This window comes from Neopoerus faecalis (assembly GCF_029218125.1).
Lineage (GTDB): Bacteria > Bacillota > Clostridia > Oscillospirales > Oscillospiraceae > Oscillibacter > Oscillibacter faecalis_A.
The window spans coordinates 68,168-84,125 of record NZ_JARFXX010000003.1 but is presented as its reverse complement, the minus strand read 5'-3'; the positions used below and the strand labels follow the sequence as shown (position 1 = coordinate 84,125).

At 54.8% G+C, this 15,958-nt stretch carries 14 protein-coding genes; 6 read left to right on the top strand and 8 right to left on the bottom strand.

Going from position 1 to position 15,958, the window contains the following annotated elements; all coding sequences use genetic code 11:
* The first annotated feature begins 51 nt into the window (after positions 1 to 51).
* Entirely contained in the window at positions 52 to 612 is a 561-nt protein-coding gene (locus PY311_RS04725) for a phosphoribosyltransferase family protein (protein ID WP_286147511.1), read from the top strand.
* Between the two features lie 72 nt (positions 613 to 684).
* On the opposite strand, the gene ygfK is transcribed toward PY311_RS04725, so the two are convergent.
* The 8 genes from ygfK to tsaE all read right to left on the bottom strand — a co-directional run bounded on the left by ygfK (position 685) and on the right by tsaE (position 8,989).
* Entirely contained in the window at positions 685 to 3,636 is a 2,952-nt protein-coding gene (gene ygfK / locus PY311_RS04720; RefSeq protein ID WP_286147510.1) for a putative selenate reductase subunit YgfK, read from the bottom strand.
* A 21-nt stretch (positions 3,637 to 3,657) separates the two neighbouring features.
* On the bottom strand, positions 3,658 to 5,001 hold the full coding sequence (gene ssnA, locus PY311_RS04715) for a putative aminohydrolase SsnA (RefSeq protein ID WP_286147509.1): 1,344 nt from the start codon (positions 4,999 to 5,001) through the stop codon (positions 3,658 to 3,660).
* Positions 5,002 to 5,244: 243 nt separating this feature from the next.
* Entirely contained in the window at positions 5,245 to 5,868 is a 624-nt protein-coding gene (locus tag PY311_RS04710) for a hypothetical protein (RefSeq protein ID WP_286147508.1), read from the bottom strand.
* Positions 5,858 to 6,448 carry an RNA polymerase sigma factor gene (locus PY311_RS04705; protein ID WP_286147507.1) on the bottom strand — a complete coding sequence of 197 codons (591 nt, stop codon included), beginning with the start codon at positions 6,446 to 6,448 and terminating at the stop codon, positions 5,858 to 5,860. The genes PY311_RS04710 and PY311_RS04705 overlap by 11 nt, the downstream gene beginning before the upstream one ends.
* A 40-nt stretch (positions 6,449 to 6,488) precedes the next feature.
* Complete coding sequence (locus tag PY311_RS04700) at positions 6,489 to 7,043, bottom strand: LptM family lipoprotein (RefSeq protein ID WP_286147506.1); 555 nt, start codon at positions 7,041 to 7,043, stop codon at positions 6,489 to 6,491.
* A 156-nt stretch (positions 7,044 to 7,199) separates the two neighbouring features.
* On the bottom strand, positions 7,200 to 7,829 hold the full coding sequence (upp, locus tag PY311_RS04695) for a uracil phosphoribosyltransferase (protein ID WP_286147505.1): 630 nt from the start codon (positions 7,827 to 7,829) through the stop codon (positions 7,200 to 7,202).
* Between the two features lie 33 nt (positions 7,830 to 7,862).
* Positions 7,863 to 8,567: a tRNA (adenosine(37)-N6)-threonylcarbamoyltransferase complex dimerization subunit type 1 TsaB gene (tsaB, locus tag PY311_RS04690; RefSeq protein WP_286147504.1), complete on the bottom strand. Its 705-nt coding sequence runs from the start codon at positions 8,565 to 8,567 to the stop codon at positions 7,863 to 7,865.
* Positions 8,564 to 8,989, bottom strand: coding sequence for a tRNA (adenosine(37)-N6)-threonylcarbamoyltransferase complex ATPase subunit type 1 TsaE (gene tsaE / locus PY311_RS04685; protein WP_286147503.1), 426 nt, complete (start codon positions 8,987 to 8,989; stop codon positions 8,564 to 8,566). Before tsaE ends, tsaB begins: the two co-directional genes overlap by 4 nt.
* Positions 8,990 to 9,155: 166 nt before the next feature.
* Here tsaE and PY311_RS04680 point away from each other — a divergent pair, with 166 nt between their 5' ends.
* The 5 genes from PY311_RS04680 to abc-f all read left to right on the top strand — a co-directional run bounded on the left by PY311_RS04680 (position 9,156) and on the right by abc-f (position 15,945).
* Entirely contained in the window at positions 9,156 to 10,328 is a 1,173-nt protein-coding gene (locus tag PY311_RS04680) for an FtsW/RodA/SpoVE family cell cycle protein (RefSeq protein WP_286147502.1), read from the top strand.
* A gap of 125 nt (positions 10,329 to 10,453) precedes the next feature.
* Positions 10,454 to 11,437 carry a cadherin-like domain-containing protein gene (locus PY311_RS04675; RefSeq protein ID WP_286147501.1) on the top strand — a complete coding sequence of 328 codons (984 nt, stop codon included), beginning with the start codon at positions 10,454 to 10,456 and terminating at the stop codon, positions 11,435 to 11,437.
* Between the two features lie 183 nt (positions 11,438 to 11,620).
* Complete coding sequence (locus PY311_RS04670; protein WP_286147500.1) at positions 11,621 to 12,673, top strand: D-alanine--D-alanine ligase family protein; 1,053 nt, start codon at positions 11,621 to 11,623, stop codon at positions 12,671 to 12,673.
* A 3-nt stretch (positions 12,674 to 12,676) separates the two neighbouring features.
* Positions 12,677 to 14,044 carry a UDP-N-acetylmuramoyl-tripeptide--D-alanyl-D-alanine ligase gene (locus tag PY311_RS04665; protein WP_286147498.1) on the top strand — a complete coding sequence of 456 codons (1,368 nt, stop codon included), beginning with the start codon at positions 12,677 to 12,679 and terminating at the stop codon, positions 14,042 to 14,044.
* Positions 14,041 to 15,945, top strand: coding sequence for a ribosomal protection-like ABC-F family protein (gene abc-f, locus PY311_RS04660; RefSeq protein WP_286147497.1), 1,905 nt, complete (start codon positions 14,041 to 14,043; stop codon positions 15,943 to 15,945). The genes PY311_RS04665 and abc-f overlap by 4 nt, the downstream gene beginning before the upstream one ends.
* Positions 15,946 to 15,958 lie beyond the last annotated feature (13 nt).

Below are 15,958 nucleotides of genomic sequence, written 5' to 3'. Positions count from 1 at the left end.
ATCGTGTATTCTCATAGACTTTGATAGGAACATGAGGGAGGTAGCATTGACATGACATATTCTCTTGAGGTAGCCGGTTTAAAACGGGAGCTTCCCATCTGTAAGGTAACAGATGATCTGTACATTGGCGCTTTTATCTGCTTTGGCGATGCCGAATTGACAGTAGCCTGTGCACGGGAGCTTTTGAAGCTGGTTCCCGCAGACAGCTATGATTATATGTTTACTGCGGAGGCAAAAAGCATTCCGCTGATTCACGAAATGGCCCGCCAGTCCGGCGCGAAGAAGTATTTCCTTGCCAGAAAAAGCTCCAAGGTTTATATGAAGGACTCGATTTGCGTGGAGGATCAGTCTATTACCACTGCCGGACTTCAGCGGCTGTATCTGGGGCGGGATGACGCCGCGCTGCTGCATGGAAAGCGGATTTTGCTCATGGATGATGTGATCTCCACCGGCGGGTCCCTGAAAGCAATGGAGGCACTGGTGGAAAAGGCCGGCGGCATTGTCACCGGCAGAATTGCCGTTCTTGCCGAAGGCGCAGCTGCCAAGCGCACGGATATCAAGTTCTTGGAAAAGCTGCCGGTCTTCAATGCGGACGGTACTATCAAGGAATAAAGCGCTTTGATAAAATAAAAGACTCTCCCGGAGCTTGATCCGGGAGAGTCTTTTGCTTATTTGGAGATACTCTTACAAGAGATAGCTGTATTCCTTCAGCACCGTGCGGATTAACAGGGCAATATCAGGCGGCAGGCGGTCATCCGAGGCAGGGTCTGCCTCGAATACCTTACCCTCCAGCCGAATCAGTACCTTTCCACCGCCCAGCGGCAGGAATCCCTGATTTTCCTGGCTCTCATCAAATCCGCTCCGGGTCAGGAACAGGGTGAATTTATCCCGATAGGGCGCGGAGTCATAGGGGCAGAATACCGCGCAGTTGCCGCACTCATTGCACATACGGTCCACATGGAGAATTTCGTGCCGCCCACCCGGGAGTTCGATGACCACATTGGCCCGGTTCGGGCACACATCAGCACAGACCTGACAGACGGTATTGCAGTGCAGACAGCGGTTTCCCTCGCAGCCCACTGTGGGCGGAGAAAGGATTCCTTTTTTGGAAATTGCTTCTTCCCGGGTCACGTGGGCGTTTTCCGGGACACTGAGCGTATGAGGTGCACCGATTACAATATCCGCAAAGCGCTGTGCATCGGCGATTCCCTCTACCACAGTGGCAGGGCCGCGCATGGCGTCACCGCCCACATAGACATTCTCCAAATTCGTACAGAAGCCGGGGATGTCCTTAGCGTTTACCGCGATTCCGTTTGCGGTAAACAGTTCGCCTTCGACCTGCTCACCAACGGCGGCAATTACCGTATCGCAGTCGAACTCCATGAGCTCGCCTGTCGGAAGCGGGCTGCGGCGGCCCTTTTCATCCGGTGCGCCCAAGGTCATCCGCTCACATTTCAGCCTGCCGTTTTCCTGTGCAACAGGAGCAGCCAGCTCTAAAAAACGAACGCCATCGGCCATTGTCAGTTCCAATTCCTCGGCATCGGCGGGCATATACCGTTTTGTGCGGCGGTAAACCAGCGTCGCGGACGCTGCCCCTGAGCGAATCGCCGCTCGGGCCGCATCCATCGCGGTATTGCCGCCGCCGATGACCGCCACATGGCCCAAGGAGACCTTTTTCCCGGCCTTTAAATCCCGCAGCCATTGAATGACAGGGACAACGTTGCCGGGGATATTCAGTCTCCCGGCCTTTCCGGCACCCACCGCAAAGAAAATGTGGGTATATCCGGCGACGTTCAGCTCCGCTACGGAGGGAGCCGGTGTATTCAGCCGAATTTCCGCACCGTAAAATTGCATCAGGGCAATATCCTTTTCAATGGCAGCCTCACTGATACGGAAGCCCGGAATCACCTGCATCGGCACACCGCCCAGCCTGCTGCTCTTTTCAAAGACCGTGACCGGGATTCCTGCTCGGCCCAGAAAATATGCTGCGGCAATACCAGTGGGACCACCGCCGATAATAGCGGCCTTCCGTCCGTCGGTGACCGGCGCAGGCTTTTTCAAAGAACGCATCAATGCGTCATATCCGTTTTCCGCCGCCACGAGCTTCGTTTCCCGAATATGAACGGATTCATCATAGTAATTTCGAGTACACTTTGTCTGGCAGCGGTGGGCACAAATGGTTCCTGTGGTGAAGGGGAGGGGATTTTTCTCCGTAATGAGCGTTAGCGCCTCCGTATAGCGGCCGGTACGGCACAGCTCTATATACTCCGGAATATCCTGCCGAATAGGGCAGCCGCCCTCACAGGGGGCAGTGAAGCAGTCCAGCAGAGGGACCTTCTCCGTCAGCTTCCGGCGGGGGAGAGGCTTGATGTCCTTCAGGTGGTATTTATCGTGCCGGGCTGAGCGGGCCAGTTCATTCACAGCCAGCGAATCCACGCCGCTGAACGGCTCGAACGGAAAACGTTCCAAAATTTCCCCGATTTGCGTAAAACGCTGGTAGCCGCCGGGCTTCAGCTCCGTTGTCGCCATGGTGATAGGCCAGATGCCGCATGCAAACAGCTTGTCAATGTTGAAAGCATCCGCACCACCGGCATAGGAAAGGCGGAGCTTTCCGTCAAACTCCCGGCTGATCCGCGCCGCCATAGCTGTTGTCAGCGGGTAGAGGCTCTTTCCGGCCATGTACATCTCTTCGCTTGGCAGCTCACCGGCCTTTACGTCCACCGGGAATGTATTGCTGAGCTTCAATCCAAACTCCAAGCCGCGTTCCGCAGCCAGCTTTTCCAATCGGCGGAACATGGGAACCGCATCCTCGTATTGCAGGTCCTCCTTGAAATGATGGTCATCAAAGGCGATATAGTCATAGCCCATTTCATCCAATATGGAGCGTGCCGTTTCATACCCCAGCAGGGTAGGATTGCACTTGACAAAGGTATGCAGTCCCTTTTCCGTGATGAGATAGCTCGCAATGCGCTCAATCTCCTCCGGCGGGCAGCCGTGGAGCGTGGAAAGGGTAACAGAGCGTGAAATATGGGGAGAGATCGTATCAATATAGTCACTATCCTCCGGGAACAGCTCATGGAGCACCGCAATGCACTCTTGAAAGACAGGCGTTTTGGCAGCGTCCATCATCCCGCTTAGGAACATATCGACCTTTTCACCCTTGATGCCCTCTAAATCATAGCCCACAGACATATTAAACACAAAGCCGTTGGCATCGCCCAAGCCGTATTGCTTGGCAAGCATTTTGCAGGCGCACCAAGCCTTGACATATTCCGCAAAGGCCTGTGGGACCGTCAACTCCGTGGACCACTCGCAGTTATAGCATTCGTCCTCTGCCAGAATGCAGGGGCGGTTGATGCAGGCGGCCAACTCCGCGCCATCCATTTTCTGAACGGTTTTCAGCTCAAAGAACCGGGCTCCTGCAAAATACCCCGCTATGATGTTCTGTGCCAGTTGGGTATTGGGACCGGCGGCAGGACCGAAGGGCGTTTCAATGGTCTCACCAAAAATGGGCAGCATTTTCCCGCTGGGATGAAATGGCCGCTGCACACCGAACACGGAACCGTCCCGGGCATATTCCGCAGATATCCATGTCATCAGTTGGCGAAAGGGAATTGGGGTCATTAACTCAGACATATTCACACCTCGTTTCGATTTTCAGTACGTGCGGTGGTTCAGCTCCCCCCAGAGCTTTTTGGCCGCCTCTAAAATATGCGCGTTTTCCACTTCCTCATCCACGCCCACAAGCTCCCGGTCCAGCATCAGGACCCTTCCGTTGGCGATGGTAGTCTGGCACTGCCGCCCCGTCATGCCGAAAATCATGTGACCGTCAATATTTTCATCGGAAAACGGCGTAAACGGCTTATAGTCCATCACGATGATGTCCGCCGCCGCGCCGGGCTTCAGCACACCGAGCGGCGTCTCAAAATACCGGGCGCCGATTTTGGCGTTGTTTTTGAACAGCATATCCGTGACCTCGCACCAGCCCACGTTGGGAAGACAGGCATTATGCCGCTGTGAGCAGAGGGCGACTTTCAGGGACTCCAGCATATCATTTGTATAGGCGTCCGTTCCCATTCCCAGCAGGATTCCGTGCCGGTAAAGCTGGAGTACCGGAGAAATGCCAACAGCATTTCCCATATTGCTCTCCGGATTATTTACAACCATGGTATCGGTCTCCCGGATGATCTCCATCTCGGCGGTGTTCACATGGATACAATGCCCCAAAATCGTTTTCGGACCTAAAATGCCGTGATCCTGCAAGCGCTGCACCGGGCGGCGGCCGTAATTTTGCAGACTGTCATAGACATCGTTCATACCCTCGGAAACATGGATATGATAGCCGGTGCGGCCGTTGTTGGCCTCTACCATGCGGTCGAAGGTCTTATCGGAAAGGGTAAACAGGGCGTGTCCTCCGAACATAGCAGCCAGCATGGGATTTTGTTCCTTTTCACATTCCGCGATAAAATCCGCATTTTCCTGTATCGCCTGCCGGCACTTTTCTTCTCCGTCCCGGTCGCTGACCTCATAGCATAGACACGAGCGCACGCCGAAGCGCTTTGCGCTTTCGGCAATGGTATGCAGGGAGCCGGGAATCTCGCCGTAGCTTGCATGGTGGTCGAAAATTGTTGTAACGCCCTGCTTGATGCAGTCCATATACAGGGCATTGGCGCTGGCACGGGTGCCCTCCAGCGTCAGGTGGCGGTCAATGGCCCACCATGTACCGTCCAGTACCTCATAGAAATTGTTGGGATTGTTGCCGGCAATGGAAAGCCCGCGGGCTAAAGCAGAGTAGATGTGCGTATGGGCGTTGATGAACGCCGGCATGATGACGCCGCCCTTGGCGTCAATGATCTCCGCCTGCGGGTACTTGGCGCGCAGCATAGTTTCCTCGCCGACCTCGGTGATTTTTGTACCCTCGTAGGCAACAGCGCCATGCTCATAATAGCCGAGGCTCTCCGAATCCCGGGTGATGAGCCTGCCGTTTGTGACCAGAGTCATTTGCTTTTCCCCCTTTTAAAAATTAACAGCAAATAAAAGAAAAGGGCGCTCCGATTTATAATTCGGAACACCCGCCGCACGCAAAGGAGACAGGTGTCAGCCCGTGCGCGAGGCACTCCGTTGCAGCCGTCATTCTTTGCTTCTTCACTTGTATTTTTATTGTAAGGGATGGATGGACAAAATGCAAGGAAAATCTGCTGGCAGCGCTGATAGCCCCCGGGAGCTATAGCTCCCGGGGGCTGTTTATGAAATTTTACATAGCAAAGTCTGCCATTGCTCTGTATCCAGCCCGTTTGTAAGCGATAAAGCGTAGGAATAGCCGCCCCGGCTCCAGATTGCTAATGTGAATACATTATTTTCACCCTTCAGTGTAGCGGTTCCGTCATCCAGCGTCAAGGCTTCAGTGTTCGGATAATCCGTGTAATCCCCGGAAACATCCTGCTCGCCGGCTGCCATGCGGAACAGGACCTTCTGCTCGCCGCAGGTATATTCCACCTGTGCCATTTCTCCCCAGTAGGCGCTGTAGATCACATCTTCCGGCACAAAGGGAAGGAGACCCGTCAGATCCGGCACGGCAAAGCCCAGAGTCTGGGATAGTTCTTCAAGGGAGGTGGCTTCTTCAATGCCGTTGACTGGGGAGGTGACTGCCGAGCCGGGGGCGGCAGATTCAGGCCGCCTTTGGGGCAGCGTATAAATACCGGTGATGAGCAGAGCAAAGCAGGCGGCTGCCGCCAGATATTGCTTCAGGTGATGGAGCCGCAACACCTTTTTATCGGGAGTCAGGTCGGCGGTTTCTATATTCTTTAAAATACGCTGCCGCATTTCCGGCGTCACTTCAATACGGTCCATAAGCTCATCATACTTCAAAGTCATACGCCTCCTTCAGCAGTTCCTTCAGCTTACCGCGCCCACGGCTGAGGTCAGAGCGGATCGTTGCCTCTTTTCGCCCCAGAATTTGACTGATCTCCCGGGTGGAGTAGCCCTCCCGGTAAAAAAGGTGGATAACCTCCCGGTACTGCACCGGCAATGCCTGCACAGCGTCCCAGATAAAGGAAAGGTCCTCCCGCTGCTCCGCTATCAGTTCCTCCCGCAGCTCATCCGTCTGCCGCAGGCTGTTGTATTTCAGACGATTTTTGCAAAGGTTGCCCGCTACCCGCAGCAGCCATGCCTTTTCGTGCTCGTCACTCTCAAATACCGGCCGGGTCTTCAAAAATTGAATCAGCGTATCCTGCAGGACCTCCTCGGTATCGCTCTGATTGTGAAGATAGGAGTAGGCATAACGGAGAATAGTATCGCCATAAGTGTCCAGAATTTGTGCCGCCTGCTGGCTGATAGAGACAGTTTCGACAGGCTTTGCATCCTCCTTCGGTGCAAACAGTCGGGCAGCGGCCATTCGGAACAGAGAAAGCCAATCAATAGCAGGGAACAGGGGGAGACAACCCTCCACAGCATTCACTCCTTTGCGCTTGCGGCGAACCGTAAGCCGCTCACTGAATTTGTGCGGCCAGCTCAGACATTCCCTCGGCAGAGAGACCGGCACTGGCAGATACAGCGTAAGTATATCTGTCTTTTGCCCAAATAGCAAGATTCACGGCATCGTCATTACCCTTCAGCGTGACCTCCCTATCGCTGACAGTGATGGTATCGGATTGAGCGTAGTCATTGTAGTCGCCGCTGATGTCCCCATCACCGGGAGCCTTGCGAATCGAAAGCTCATCGCCGCTTTCGTTTTCATAGGTGATCTCCAGCAGTCCTCTCTCCGTCAGGGCCTGAATATAGGAGAGGGCATACCCGTCGGGAAGCTCCGGCAGCGTCACATCAAAGCCGACAGTGGCCTCGGCATCTTCAATAGAAGCATATTCCGTCCAAGTCCAAGGATTCGGAATCTGGGCGTTTTCTCCGCCGATTACAGTATCCTCAGCTTCTGTCTGCTGGGTATCCTTTGTGCTGTCCTGAGCAGGGGCCTTGCTGCCGCAGGCAGCCAGAGACAACGCCATGGCGGCGCAGAGAGCAAGGGTCATCCAATACTTCGTGTGTTTCATGTTCAAAATTCCTTTCTGATATTCAGTGGCGGTGTTTTCGCCGTTCTGCTCTATAAACAACCGGACAACCCAAAATGTTGCAGGGAATTTTAAAAAATTTAAACCCGGGAGCAACAGCTCCCGGGTTTCATAGCCTTGAGATAGAAGAACAGATTTTTACTTTGTACCGAAGATGCGGTCTCCGGCATCGCCGAGGCCGGGAACAATATAGCCCTTTTCGTTCAGATGATCGTCCAGCGCGCCGGCGTAAATGTCCACATCGGGGAAAAGCTCCTGAATGTGCTTGATGCCCTCGGGAGCCGCCACCAGAACCATGAGCTTGATGTGCTTGCAGCCCCGCTTCTTCATTTCGCCGATGGCCTCAGCCGCAGAGCCGCCGGTGGCCAGCATGGGGTCCACGATCAGCACGTCGCGCTCGGCAACGTCCTTGGGCATTTTGCAGAAATAGGGATGGGGCTCCAGCGTTTCCTCATCGCGGTACATACCGATATGGCCGACACGGGCGGAGGGGACCATCCGCAGCACACCGTCCACCAGACCGAGACCGGCCCGCAGGATGGGGACCACCACGAATTTGCGGCCCGCCAGCGTGGGGGCCTCCATCTCGCAGATCGGTGTTTCGATGTGCTTGGTGGTCATGGGCAGATCGCGGGTGGCCTCATAGGTGATGAGCATACCGATCTCGCTGACCAGTTCCCGGAAATCCTTGACGCTGGTGTTTTTGTCCCGCATAATTGTCAACTTGTGCGCGACAAGGGGATGATCCATAATGACTACTTTACCCATAATTCTGTTCTCCTCTATATAAAAATTATGAAATCACTGTATAGTGACAGGCTTCTTTTTCAACATATCCGCCTGCGGTGGGCGGAGATAAAAAACCGCAAGCTCCTGTGCGGATACCATTTTCCCCTGCGACGCCAGTGCTTTGGCCTCCAGCGCTACAGAGACAGCGTTTTGGAGCAGCAGATGGGGCGGGGCCAACCGGCAGGGAAGTCCATTCTCCGTAAAGCATGTATGTGCAAGGCACGCACCGTCACCCACAAGCGTAATAGAACGCTCCGCGCCGCGCAGCTCCTCTGCAAGCTCACTGAGAGAAATCGCGCGGTCAGGCGTTAGACGGGTAAGTACGCCGCCCTCGGCGGAAAAGGTCGCATTGTAGACCTGTGACCGGCGGGCATCCATGGCACAAACTACCAATCCATCGGCAAAGGCCACATTCCGCGCCATAGCTGCCAGCGTGGATACGCCAATGGCAGGCTTGTCCAGTGCCAGCGCCAGTCCCTTTGCGGCAGCCACGCCAATGCGGATGCCGGTAAAGGAGCCCGGCCCCACCGCCACGGCAATAGCATCCATATCCGTCGGCTTCAAATCGGCATTTTTTAAAATATGCTCCACAATCGGCATCAGCGTCCGGCTGTGAGTCAGCCCGGTATCCTGATAACCGGAGGTTAGAATGCGTCCATTCTCGGAAACGGCGGCAGACACCGCCCGGGCCGAGGTTTCCAGCGCCAATATTTTCACAGAAGCTCCACTCCTTCAACGGTAATGCGCCGGGTCATATCATCCACACGCTCAATGCGGACCTGAATGGCGTCAGCAGGCAGGGCGTCCGCAATGTTCTCGCTCCATTCCACCGCGCAGACACCGCCCCGGGACAGATAATCCTCCCAGCCGATGTCAAATAAATCCTCCGCACTGGTCAAGCGGTACATATCAAAGTGGAACAGCGGCAGCCGCCCACCCTCGTATTCATTTACAATGGTAAATGTGGGACTTGTGACCCGCCCCTGATAACCAAGCCCGGCGGCAAGCCCGCGGGTAAACGCGGTTTTTCCCATGCCCAGTCCGCCAAAATAGGCAACAACGGAGCCGGGAGAGAGTGCGGAGCCAAGGCGGGCGCCGACAGCCTCCGTTTCTTTCGGGCTGTGCGTGTAAAATTCCATAAGCGTCCTCCTCTGCATAAGCTATTATATTATAGCACACTTCCGTAAATAAGCAAAACAATTTTCTCAAAGTTTACACGCCTGCTTTTGTGTGGTATACTAATAAAAATTTACGGACAATCACAGAACTGTACACGCAGACTGTAAACGGCACAAGGAGAAACGAATGCTCAAGCGAATAAAAGAATCAATCATAGAGGTCATACAGGGCGCAGACCTGATTTTGCTGGGTCTTTGCTGCACCGCGTCGCTCTATGGCATCGCTATGATCTTCAGCGCTACGCGGTACAACGAGGATAACCGTAAAGTCCTCGTCCAGACAGCGGCGCTGCTCATCGGTATCGTGGTGTATTTTGCCATATCCATGATCGATCTGGAGCTTTTGATGAAGCGCTGGAAGTGGATCGCGGCCTTCAACGCCGGTTTTATTCTCCTGCTGCTGACACCCTTTGGCCGGGAGCAGGACGGCAACCGGGCATGGCTGAAATTTCCATTCCTGCCGGTCAGCATCGGCCCGGCAGAGGTGGTTAAAATCACGTTTATTATTCTTCTGGCTTGGCAGTTTCAATGGCTGTTAGAGGAAAAACGCGATTTGAAGTCCTTCTCATCGGCTTTTATGGCGGCGGGACACGCCTTTGGCATGGCCGGACTGTATTTCATCGTATCCCGCGACATGGGAAACGCCATGATGTTTGTATTGATTTTCGTGGTGATGGCGTTTGTCTCTGGCTTTGCCCTGCGCTGGTTCGTTTTGCTGGGGGCGGCCGGAACGATTGGCGGTATTGCGGTCTGGACGCTGGACCTGCTGCCAAGCTATATGAAAAACCGTTTTCTTGTTCTTTTTGACCACAGCTACGATGTTCAAAATCAGGGCTACCAGCAGACCCGCAGCCTTTTGACTATCGGCGGCGGCGGCTTCTGGGGACAGGGGTATCTCCACGGCACACAGACACAGGCGGGAACCGGCTCTATTCCCGCACGGCACACGGACCTGATTTTCGCCGTGATTGGAGAGGAGCTTGGCTTTGTCGGCGCCACGCTGGCGATTTTGATTTTGGTGTCCATCATCATTCGCGTAGTGATCGTGGGGCGGCGGTCAGGCTCTATGTTCCACACCTGTGTCTGCGTGGGAATTGCCTCCATGCTGGCCTTTCAAATGATCATCAACATCGGGATGTGTCTGTTCATCATGCCGGTCATCGGTCTGACGCTGCCGTTTTTCAGCTATGGTGGCTCCTCCATCGTTACGCTATTTGCTGCCATGGGTTTTGTCTCCGGTATCAAAATGCGTACCGTGGTCCGGCGGAGGCCAGGGCGTCCCATCGGTTCAGCCTATTGAATCAAGCCGGAACAGGTTGTCCTGTTCCGGGTTTTACCATCTGTGTCTTCGGCGTAAGCGCGCATAATTTCCATTTGCCAGAAAACACTATTCCCGTATCAATCTGACAGGAGGTATACGGGAGCATGAAGCAATACGCACAGCGCGGCACCGCCTTATCCTTGGCGGTACTGCTTTTGGCCGGCAGCGCACAAGCACTGTTTGGCAGGGGAAAGGAAAAAACGGAGCCGGTGGCGCCGGAAAATGCGCCGGCAGCACGGGATTTGGAAATTCAGACCTATCGCGGCATTCCGTATCAGGGACGTCTGGAGGCAACTGCTCCTAATGGAGATGACTTAATCTATTCCGTTGCGGCACAGCCGAAAAAGGGAACTGTGATGATAGACGGAGCGGATTTTGTCTATACACCGAAGGAAAACGCTCTCGGTGCCGACAGTTTCACCTATACCGCCGCCGATTCACAGGGCGCGGTTTCCCAGCCGGCAACCGTAACGGTGACCATCGAGCGTTCCCGCTCCGGCGTTACCTATGCAGATACGGACGCATCCACTGCCGCCGCCGCGCAGTATCTTGCGGAGCAGGGAATCTTCACTGGGGCAAAAATCGGAGAGAATTGGTATTTTGAGCCGGATCGCACCGTCAGCCGGGAGGAATTTCTGGCCATGGTCATGGAAACCTCTGGAGCAGAGGTCACGGACGTTACTATGACCGGCTTTCAGGATGACGCGGCGATTCCCACTTGGGCAAAGGGCTATGCCGCTGCCGGTGTGGCAGATGGCATCATCAAGGGAAAGACCTCCGCAGGCGGGGCAGTGTTCTCCGGCGCTTCTCCGATTTCTTACAGCGAAGCGGCAACTGTCCTCAACCGCGTTTTGAACCGTGGGGACATCGAGCTTGAGGTGTGGTACGCAGATCGGGAAGCAGTTCCTTCATGGGCGGCGCAGGCCGTTGGAAACATGGAGGCGCTGAACGTCCTCAACACAGGCAGCTTCGGAAGCAGTGCATTGGAGGAACCGGTCACTCGCGGGGCCGCCGCACAGATGCTCACGGCCACCAGCACCTTGCTTCAGGGAGAAAAGTCTGACGGAATTTTAGGCTGGCTGAAATAAGACGGTATACCGGTTTTCAACAGGGGATAGCAGCTGCTTCCCTTGGCGAAAACCGGCTTCTTTTTCCAGATATGGGATTGTATTCGTGCGAAGATTGTGCTAAACTATTACGGCTTATAATAAAATTTATCACTTCCACTGTCATCCGAGCGGAAGCATGAAATTGAAAGGTTCTGGTTTTCAATGAAGATTGTTGTTTTGGCCGGCGGTATTTCCACAGAGCGCACCGTCTCTCTGGTTTCCGGCACCTGTGTGTGTCAGGCTTTGCGCCGGAAAGGACATCAGGCGATTTTGGTGGATATGTTCATGGGACTTGAAAATGCCCCAGCGGATTTGAGTACGTTATTTGACGCTCCGGATGGTCTTTGCCCCGATGTGAAGATCGCAGTGGAGGCTCCTGACTTGGAGGCTGTCCGGCGCGGGCGGCCGGATCAGAGTCCCAGCCGACTTGGCCCTCACGTACTGGATATCTGCCGCTTGGCGGATATCGTCTTTTTGGGACTTCACGGGCAGGACGGGGAGGACGGCCGCATTCAGGCCACACTGGACCTGCTGGGCGTACCATATACGGGTGCTGGGTACTTAAGCTCTGCTATTGCCATGGATAAAATTGTCGCGAAAGAGATGATGGACGCCAACGGTATTCCGAATCCGAAGTGGCAGGTGTTGACATATACAGAGGACGAGATTTCTCATCTGGCCAAAATACTGCCGATGCCCTGCGTGGTAAAGGCGCCTACCGGCGGTTCCTCCTTAGGCGTGTATTTGCCGAAGGACCGCACCGAACTGGCGGACGCGCTGCGGCAGGTCCGCGCTTACTGCGCCCGTGTGCTGGTGGAGGAACGGATCTATGGCCGAGAGGTGACGGACGCCGTGCTGGGTGAACGTTATCTGCCGGCAGTTGAGTCTTTCCCCGCAGTCGGAAATTTCGATTACACGGCAAAATATCAGGTTGGCGGTGCCAAGGAGGTCTGTCCGGCAGAACTGACAGAGGCCGAGGCAAAGGCTGTCGGTGAAATGGCAATGCGTGTCCATAAGGCGCTGGGCCTTTCCGTTTATTCCCGGACGGATATGATTTTGGATAAGAATGGACAGATTTGGTGTCTGGAGGCCAACTCTCTGCCTGGAATGACGCCCAACAGCTTTGTCCCCAAGGAGGCGGCGGCTGTCGGGATTTCCTACGATAACCTGTGCGAAGAGATCGTTGAGCAGTCTTTGAAGATCAAGAGGAGATAAGCTATGCAGCCAATGACAGTAACGGAAATCGCAGCCGTGGTCAGCGGCGTATGGTGGAACCCGTGTGAGCAGGTGCCTGCCATATCCGCCGTTTCCACAGACAGCCGGAATATCACGCCGGGGTGCTTATTTCTGCCATGGGTCGGTGAGCAATTTGACGGTCACAATTTTATTGACGCGGCGCTGGACGCCGGCGCTGCCGGCTGTCTGTGCGCCAAACTGCCGCAGGATATCCGCCCGGATAAATTTTACATCAAGGTGGCGGATACCCGCCTTGCGCTGCGGGACATGGCCTCCGCTTATCGGGACAAATTCGATATTCCCTTTGTTCAAATTACCGGCAGCGTCGGAAAAACCACAACAAAGGAAATGATTGCCGCTGTCCTTGGCGCAAAGCTCAACGTACTGAAAACGCCGGAGAACTTCAACAACGATATCGGTACGCCCCTGACGCTGTTCGGGCTGTCTCCCGAGCATCAGGCGGCGGTCATTGAAACGGGCATGAACCACTTCGGTGAAATTGAATATTTAGGCGCTATGGTGCGCCCGGACATTGCCGTCATCTCCAATATTGGAGATGCCCATATTGAATATCTCGGCAGCCGTGGGGGCATTTTAAAGGCAAAATGTGAGATTTTTGAGCACCTGAAGGACGATGGCATCGCCATTCTCAACGGGGATGACGCCCTGCTGGATACCGTGACCCTGCCGCAGAGGATCATCCGCTGCGGGCAGAGCGAGCATTGTCAGGTCCGTATCAGCGACATTTTAGACCACGGCGTCAATGGCATCACCTGCACTGTGACCTCGGAAAAGGATGTGTACCACCTGAATATTCCCGCCCCCGGCGAGCACATGGCTTATGCGGCCTCCATCGCTGTTGCCGTGGGAGAGGCGCTGGGGCTCAGTAAGGAAGAAATCATCCGGGGCGTTGCGGCATATGCGCCCATTGGCTCCCGGATGCACATTCTCCGTCTATCCGATGGCCGGGTCCTGCTGGATGACTGCTACAACGCCAACCCGCAGTCCGTATCGGCGGCGCTGGAGGTTCTGGCAAGAACAGAATGTGAGCGCCGTGTGGCGGTCCTTGGTGATATGGGCGAGTTGGGAGACCTGACAGAGCAGGCGCATTTCAATGCCGGAGCTCTGGCGGCTATGCTGGGAATCGATTTTGTGGTGGCCATCGGCTCAAAGGCGGTCAAAATAGCGGACGGTGCCGCCATGGGCGGTGCGGAGGTCCTGCATTTTGCCACCCGTGAGGAGGCTATGCCGACACTGCGTGAGCAGCTTCAGCCCCATACCACTATGCTGATCAAGGCCTCCCACGCCATGCACTTTGAAGAAATCGTGAAAGAATTACAGATGATATGATCGATATACAAGTAAATGGTTTGGTAAAGTCCTTCGAGGTCGGCCAAAATATTTTAGACGGAATCACCTTTCAAATCGATCAGGGCCAGCGTGTCGGCCTATTGGGCAAAAACGGAGCGGGAAAGTCCACGCTGTTCAAGATACTGACCGGGGAGCTGGAGTATGATGAGGGAACGGTGACCATTGCACCGGGCCGCAGAATCGGTCTGATCTCTCAGATTCCGGTCTATCCTGATGGCTATACGGTAGAAGATGTGCTTCGCTCCGCCTTTGATCGGCTGCATACGCTGGCCGCCGAAATGGAAAGCCTTGCGGAGCGGATGGCGGCAGGGAAGAACGATCCCGCGCTTTTGAAGCGCTACGGAAGTCTGGCGGAGCGCTTTGAGGTTTTTGGCGGCTATGATACGGACGTTGCCATCAGCAAAATCGCCAACGGCCTCTCCATCCCGGACGATATGCGGGGACGTTTATTCGACCGCCTTTCCGGCGGTGAAAAGACCCGCGTCAATCTGGGGCGTCTGATTTTGGAGGATACGGACATTTTGTTGCTGGATGAGCCCACGAACCACTTGGACCTCCACGCAACGGAATGGCTGGAAAATTACATTCAGAAGTTTCACGGCACCGTTGTGGCAATCTCCCATGACCGGTATTTCTTGGACCGATCCGTGACCCGCGTTATTGAAATTGAAAACGGCAAGGCGGAATTTTATTCTGGGAATTACAGCTTTTACGCCGTGGAAAAGGAGCGCCGCTATCAGGAGCGGATGAAGCAATACGAAAAGGAACAGGCCAAGATCGCCCAGTTGGAAAAATCAGCGGAGCAACTTCGGTTGTGGGCGTTTCAGGGTATGGACAAGACCTACCGCCGTGCAATTTCCATGGAGCGCCGCATTGAGCGGATGCGTACAACGGCAAAGCCCACAAAGGCCCGTAAAATGGATGCCCGCTTTACCGCCGCTGAGTTCCACGGCGACGAGGTTTTGGGAATCCGGAACCTTTCCAAGTCCTTTGGGGCAAAGAAACTCTTTGAGGGCATTTCCTTAAAGGTAGAGGGCGGAGAACGCATTGCCCTCATCGGTGACAACGGCACGGGTAAATCCACGCTCATCAAAATGATCGTGGATGAAACCTACCCGGACAGCGGCCGTATCCGGCTTGGCCCACAGGTCAAGCTGGCCTATCTGCCGCAGATCATCCACTTTGACCACCCGGACTGGAATTTGGTGGAAAATATGATGGCGGCCAAGCGGGGGCTTTCGGCGCAATCGGCCCGGAATCGGCTTGCGGCCTATGATTTTAAGGGTGAGGATGTTCTCAAGCCGGTATCCGTTTTGTCCGGCGGTGAGCAGAGCCGCCTGCAGCTGTGTATGCTCATGGACGATGAGATCAACTTCCTGATTTTGGACGAGCCTACAAACCACTTGGATATTGCCTCACGGGAGTGGATCGAGGAGGCGGTGGAGGCCTATGACGGAACGCTTTTGTTCGTCAGCCATGACCGCTATTTTATCAATCGCTTCGCCACCCGTATCTGGGAGGTGGCAGATGGAACCATTACCGATTATCCCATGGGCTTTACGCAGTACCGGCAGGTAAAGGCACAGGAGGCAGCAGAAAAACAGGAAACTCAAAAGCCTGTAAAGGAAAAAACAAATACGGAAAGGCCTGCCCGCGGCGACCGTGCACAGCAGGCGGCAAAGAAGCAGCTTACCATCTGTGAGCGGGAAATTGCCAAGGCTGAGGAAAAAATCGCGGCCTTGGACGCTGAAATGGAGGCCAACGCCTGCGATTATGAGAAGCTGAACACGCTTGTAGCGGATAAGGACGCCGCGCAGGCGGAGTTGGACGCGCTGTATCAGCGCTGGGAGGAATTGAGCGAAGCGGCTGGTGAAGTCTGAGAGCAAAAGGAGT

Excerpts from the sequence above, each read along its gene's own strand:
- abc-f (WP_286147497.1), top strand. The coding sequence starts at position 14,041 with ATGATCGATATACAAGTAAATGGTTTGGTAAAGTCCTTCGAGGTCGGC.
- PY311_RS04680 (WP_286147502.1), top strand. The coding sequence starts at position 9,156 with ATGCTCAAGCGAATAAAAGAATCAATCATAGAGGTCATACAGGGCGCA.
- PY311_RS04665 (WP_286147498.1), top strand. The coding sequence starts at position 12,677 with ATGCAGCCAATGACAGTAACGGAAATCGCAGCCGTGGTCAGCGGCGTA.
- PY311_RS04675 (WP_286147501.1), top strand. The coding sequence starts at position 10,454 with ATGAAGCAATACGCACAGCGCGGCACCGCCTTATCCTTGGCGGTACTG.
- PY311_RS04725 (WP_286147511.1), top strand. The coding sequence starts at position 52 with ATGACATATTCTCTTGAGGTAGCCGGTTTAAAACGGGAGCTTCCCATC.
- ygfK (WP_286147510.1), bottom strand. The coding sequence starts at position 3,636 with ATGTCTGAGTTAATGACCCCAATTCCCTTTCGCCAACTGATGACATGG.
- PY311_RS04670 (WP_286147500.1), top strand. The coding sequence starts at position 11,621 with ATGAAGATTGTTGTTTTGGCCGGCGGTATTTCCACAGAGCGCACCGTC.
- PY311_RS04700 (WP_286147506.1), bottom strand. The coding sequence starts at position 7,043 with ATGAAACACACGAAGTATTGGATGACCCTTGCTCTCTGCGCCGCCATG.
- upp (WP_286147505.1), bottom strand. The coding sequence starts at position 7,829 with ATGGGTAAAGTAGTCATTATGGATCATCCCCTTGTCGCGCACAAGTTG.
- tsaE (WP_286147503.1), bottom strand. The coding sequence starts at position 8,989 with ATGGAATTTTACACGCACAGCCCGAAAGAAACGGAGGCTGTCGGCGCC.
- ssnA (WP_286147509.1), bottom strand. The coding sequence starts at position 5,001 with ATGACTCTGGTCACAAACGGCAGGCTCATCACCCGGGATTCGGAGAGC.